Source organism: uncultured Holdemanella sp. (assembly GCF_958348295.1).
Taxonomy (GTDB): Bacteria; Bacillota_I; Bacilli_A; order Erysipelotrichales; family Erysipelotrichaceae; genus Holdemanella.
This window is the reverse complement of record NZ_CATVYQ010000077.1, coordinates 1-5,496: the sequence shown is the minus strand read 5'-3', so window position 1 is coordinate 5,496 and position 5,496 is coordinate 1. Positions and strand designations below refer to the sequence as shown.

Sequence of the window (5,496 nt, the reverse complement as noted above, 5' to 3'; positions counted from 1 at the left end):
TATGTATACAATTTAATTTAAATGTTCTTGTAGCAATTAATTTGGTAATCAACATATGATGAATCGCTTTCCTTATTATTCGGCTAGGCTTCATGGTTCACAAGACATGGAAGGAAAGAGCTACGGTCAATTAAAGGAAACCATTGTCATGATTTTCTTTAATGTGAGTATTTTTGAAAATGATAATATATGTAATACATTCAGGCTCAAATGTGATGGTGACTTACCTTTTGTGAAAGAAGAAAAAGAAGATCGTATGAAGTTACGTACAATAGAAATGCCAAAAGTAGATTTAAACAAGTCATTAGAAGACATGAATGAACAGGAGAAAATGATTTATTACTTTTTGAATTGCCACAAGGGAATGGAAGATAGTAAAATTAAGATGATGATAGAGAAGGATGGGGTGATTCAAATGTTAGAGAAGCGTGTAGAAACCATATCGGATGATCGTTGGAAGAAAATAATAGAAGATTTTCAAAAACTACATGAAAATGAAGAACGCATTGAACTACAGCTTGAACTTGAAGAAGCTCAAAGACAGATGAAAGAGGCTCGTAAAGAAAAAGAAGAGGCTTATAAAGAAAAAGAAGAGGCTTATAAAGAAAAGGAAGAGGCTCGTAAAGAAAAAGAAGAAGCTCGTAAAGAAATAGAAGAAGCAAGAAAGACAAAACAAGATGCAAATAAACAATTAGAAGAAATAGTTCACAAGATGTATGAAGATGGACTTGGTCTTGAACAAATATCTGCATATTGTTCACTAAATGTGGATGAAATTGAGTTGTTGATAAAATCTTAAAATTTTCTGTTGCATTTAAAAAAATGTTTGTTTATAATAAAGCCATCCTTTGTAGAGGCAATGAAAAGAAGAAGTAGTCGTGGATGCTGCTGATAGTGAGTTCCTGATGGTGGAAATGGAACAGTAAGCACAGGGTGAACGTGTCTTAGAGCTAAGCTTTCGAAGATTGAGGAAGCTTCGGATACTCCCGTTATGAGTTAAGGGCCTGTACATTTGTGCAGGAAATAAGGTGGTACCGCGATTTTATAGTCGTCCTTGTATATTCAAGGACGGCTTTTTTTATTAGAAAGGAATAGGACAACATGAAAAAAGGATTTAGATTTATTTCGGCATTTTTAGTAAGTTTTATGATTATGATGTCTAGTATTATGCCTGCATTTGCCGATGAAACAGACACATCAACAACAGGTGATTTATTAGATAAAATTCAAGAAAGAGGAGAATTGATTGTAGGAACATCTCCGGATTTTCCTCCTAATGAATTTATTGATTCGACAAAAACAGGACAAGCTCAATATGTAGGTTCTGATATTGAATTGGCAAAATATATCGCAAAAAAGATGGGTGTTAAATTAACAATCAAGGCTGCAAGTTTTGATACAGTTCTGGCAAACCTTCAAACTGAAGAAATTGACTTGGCTATTACAGGATTAGCCTATACACCAGCACGTGCTCAACAGATGGAAATGTCTATTGGATACAATATGACAGAAGACACTGGTGGACAGGCTGTTATTATTCCTAAAAAAGATGAAGAGAAATATAAAAAATTAACAGATTTAACGGGCTTAAAAGTAGCAGCTCAACAAGGATCGATCCAGCAACAATATACCGAAGATCAAATTCCAGACGCAAAACTACAATCGATTTCAAGTATTGATGATGGTGTTGCCCTATTAAAGAATGGTACTGTACAAGCAGTCGCATGCTCTGAAGGTACAGCTGATGAATATATTGAAAAGAACTCTGAACTTGCGAAGTTAGATGAATTATTTAATATTGACCAAGATTATGCAGGTAACCGTGTAGGTGCTCCTTTAGGCGAAAAAAGATTGATGAAGGAAGTCAATAAAATCTTAAAGGAAGTTAATAAAAAAGGTTTGTATGAAAAATGGTATAAAGCAGCTAAGAAACAAAGTAGTGAACAATTCACATTGACTGCAACTGGATTCTTTGGAACATGTGTTCAAATTGTACAATATTGTTGGCCACAATTATTAAAAGGTTTAGGAGTTACTTTAGGACTTGCAGCTATAACTGTTATCTTTGGTACAATTATTGGTGGGTTATTTGCCCTTGTAAAATTATCAAAGAATAAGATTGTACAAGCAATTGCCGGTGTATATGTAGAATTGATTCGTGGAACACCACTATTACTACAATTATGGTTGTTCATCAATATTTTCTCTTATTTGACAAATGGAAATATGCCGATGATCGTCAGTGTTATCATTGCATTGATAATCAACTCGAGTGCATATGTCGCTGAAATTATCCGTTCAGGTATTCAGTCGGTAGATAAAGGTCAAAGAGAAGCTGCTAAATCATTGGGTATGTCAAATGTACATATGATGACTAAGATCATTATTCCTCAAGCTATCAAAAATATCTTGCCTGCATTAGGTAATGAATTCGTTATGATGATCAAGGAAACATCTTTGGCAAGTACATTCTATATTGGTGAATTAATGACTGTTAACAGTGTAATTAAATCCGCTACTTATAAATCTATTGAACCATTAGTAATTGTTGGTTTGATCTACTTTATCGTTACATATTCTTTATCAAAATTAATTAAATACATGGAAGGGAAGTTGAGTGTCAGTGACTAAGGAACTAATTGTTGTAAAAGACTTACATAAAAATTTTGGAGATTTAGAAGTATTAAAAGGAATCGACCAAACAATCCATCAAGGAGAAGTTATTAGTATTATTGGGCCAAGTGGTTCGGGAAAATCGACTTTCTTACGTTGCCTAAATTTATTAGAAAAACCAACAAGTGGACAAATCATTTTTGAAGGTGTGGATATCGCAGCTGAAAATGTGGATATTGATACACACCGTAAAAAGATTGGGATGATCTTCCAACACTTTAATGTATTCCCACACTTAACTGTTTTAGAAAATATTACCATCACACCAATTTTAGAACTTAAAACACCTAAAGACCAGGCGGAAAAAGAAGCTATTGAATTGCTTAAAAAGGTTGGTTTAGAAGATAAGAAAGATGAATATCCAAGAAAATTATCTGGTGGACAAAAACAGCGTCTAGCTATTGTTCGTGCTTTAGCAATGCATCCGGATGTGATTCTATGTGATGAACCAACAAGTGCACTTGATCCAGAAATGGTAAAAGGTGTATTAGAAGTAATCAAAGAATTAGCAAACCAAGGAATGACAATTGTGATTGTAACTCATGAAATGGGATTTGCCCGAGAAACAAGTGATCGCGTATTATTTATGGATGAAGGTATTATTCAAGAACAAGGTACTCCAGAAGATATTTTTGAACATCCACAAAATCCTAGAACTATTAAATTTTTATCACAAGTATTATAAGCTTGGGCATATGCTCAAGCTTTTCTGTACGACAGGCAGTCGTGCTTATAGTTGATAATCTAAATCAATGATTATCAACTGTTTTATTTTAGAGACAATAAAGTACAAGATACTCGTAACACTATACAAAAGTCATTGAAGTAAAACAGTCCCAACAAGGTTGAAATACTTTGTCTACTAAGGATATAGCCAAGTAGTAAGCCGTATGCCTTAATAGGGCACGTATGGTTTGATAAGAGGCGGTAGAATTTAAACTCTATCGCCTACTTTCTTATGGTATAATTTATTAAATTGGAGGAAATTGATATGAATTCAGAATGGTCATTAGACGTATTGTACAAAGGATTTGATGATCCTAAATTTAGTGAAGATCTAATTTCTTTTGAAAAAAAGGCAAAAGAATTGGATGAACTTTCAAAGACTTTAAGCCACGAAAATGAGAAGGAAGATTTGATTCGAATTGTTGAGGCTTTAGAAGAATTTGAACTTTTGGAAAAACATTTAAGTTGCTTTGGATTTTTGAGCCAATCCACAAATACCGCAAATACTAAAGCGGCAGCAGCCATTGATAAAGTAGCTACCATCGCAAGTATGGCAAGTAAGGCTATGGCCGTATTCTCACGTTATATTTCAGATATGAAAGATTTAAACAGCTATTTAGATTGTCCAGAACTTTGTGAATATAAGTATTTTTTAAATGACATTCATGAAAGCGGAAAATACTTATTAAGCGAGGATGTAGAAGAAGCACTAGCTAAAATGAATATTCCTGGTGGTTCAGCTTGGGAAAAGCAACAAAGCCTTTTAACAAGCTCACTTGAAGTGGAATATGATGGCAAGAAGTTGCCATTAGCATCTGTTCGTAACCTTGCATATGATGCAGATAAAGAAGTTCGTAAAGCTGCTTATGAAGCAGAAATCAAAAGTTATGCACCAATTGCAGATGCGGTAAGTTTTTCATTAAATAACATTAAGCTTCAAGTTATTACCGAAGCTAAAATGCGTGGTTATGAAAGTCCAATGGATATGACTTTACATCAATCTCATGTATCCCAAAAAACATTAGATGCTTTATTGAGTGCTATGCAAAAATATTTACCTGTATTCCACAAGTATTTAAAGAGAAAAGCAGAAATGTTAGGGTATGAAAATGGTCTTCCTTGGTATGAATTGTTTGCGCCAGTTGGAAAATCGGCTACTACAAGTTTTACACCTGAAACCACAAAGGAATATTTAGTAAATCATTTTAGACCATTCTGTGATGAATTGGCCGATATGATGGAAGAAGCATTTGACAATAGCTGGATCGATTTTTATCCACATAAAGGAAAAGTGGGTGGAGCTTTCTGTTGTAATATGCCATTTGTGAAACAATCACGCGTACTAACTAACTTTGATGGAGGTCTGGGCGACGTGGTCACTTTGGCTCATGAACTAGGGCATGCATATCATGGATTGAATATTGAAAGTCATCGACCATTAAACTGGGAATATTCAATGCCAGTAGCAGAAACAGCGAGTACATTTAATGAAAATATCATTATGAATGCAGTGATTGATGAAACAGAGGATAAAGAAGTTAAACTTGGATTGATTGAAAATCAGCTTCAAGATCTATGTCAAATCATCTGTGATATTTATTCTCGTTACTTATTTGAAAAAGCCGTATTTGATCGTAGAAGCGATGAATTCTTATTTACAGATCAATTGAATGAAATTATGTTGGACGCACAAAAACAAGCTTATGGCGATGGACTGGATCCAAATTGTTTACATCCATATATGTGGGTATGTAAATCGCATTACTATTCTTCAGATTTAAGTTATTATAACTGGCCATACGCCTTTGGAGGATTATTTGCACGAGGATTAGTTGTTAAATATCAGGAAATGGGTAAAGAAAAATTTGTTCCTAAATATAAAGAGATGTTGCACACAACAACTGTTGCTTCTGTAGAAGATACAGCTAAAGTATTGGATATTGATTTAACGGATGAAGCATTCTGGATTTCTGCACTGGAAACCGCAAAATCAAGAATTGAAGAATTTATCGAATTATCGAAATAATTGCTTGGAAACAAGCAATTTTTTTTCTGCAAAAGTTCACAAATGATGATATAATCTATTGCGTTCGAATT

The 5,496-nt window shown here is 34.0% G+C and carries 4 protein-coding genes and 1 other annotated feature; all 4 genes read left to right on the top strand.

Going from position 1 to position 5,496, the window contains the following annotated elements:
* The first annotated feature begins 55 nt into the window (after positions 1-55).
* The 4 genes from Q3907_RS10315 to Q3907_RS10300 all read left to right on the top strand — a co-directional run bounded on the left by Q3907_RS10315 (position 56) and on the right by Q3907_RS10300 (position 5,425).
* Entirely contained in the window at positions 56-799 is a 744-nt protein-coding gene (locus tag Q3907_RS10315) for a hypothetical protein (RefSeq protein ID WP_301898213.1), read from the top strand.
* A 51-nt stretch (positions 800-850) separates the two neighbouring features.
* Positions 851-1,059, top strand: a binding site (T-box leader).
* A 42-nt stretch (positions 1,060-1,101) separates the two neighbouring features.
* Positions 1,102-2,631 (top strand): ABC transporter substrate-binding protein/permease, encoded by a 1,530-nt coding sequence (locus Q3907_RS10310; protein WP_301898212.1) that lies wholly within the window; start codon positions 1,102-1,104, stop codon positions 2,629-2,631.
* A complete protein-coding gene (locus Q3907_RS10305) occupies positions 2,624-3,358 on the top strand; it encodes an amino acid ABC transporter ATP-binding protein (protein WP_301898211.1) in 735 nt (244 codons plus the stop codon). Before Q3907_RS10310 ends, Q3907_RS10305 begins: the two co-directional genes overlap by 8 nt.
* 306 nt (positions 3,359-3,664) lie before the next feature.
* Positions 3,665-5,425, top strand: coding sequence for a M3 family oligoendopeptidase (locus Q3907_RS10300; RefSeq protein ID WP_301898210.1), 1,761 nt, complete (start codon positions 3,665-3,667; stop codon positions 5,423-5,425).
* Positions 5,426-5,496: the final 71 nt, after the last annotated feature.

Coding starts and splice junctions, on each gene's coding strand:
- Q3907_RS10315 (WP_301898213.1), top strand. CDS start 56: ATGATGAATCGCTTTCCTTATTATTCGGCTAGGCTTCATGGTTCACAA.
- Q3907_RS10310 (WP_301898212.1), top strand. CDS start 1,102: ATGAAAAAAGGATTTAGATTTATTTCGGCATTTTTAGTAAGTTTTATG.
- Q3907_RS10300 (WP_301898210.1), top strand. CDS start 3,665: ATGAATTCAGAATGGTCATTAGACGTATTGTACAAAGGATTTGATGAT.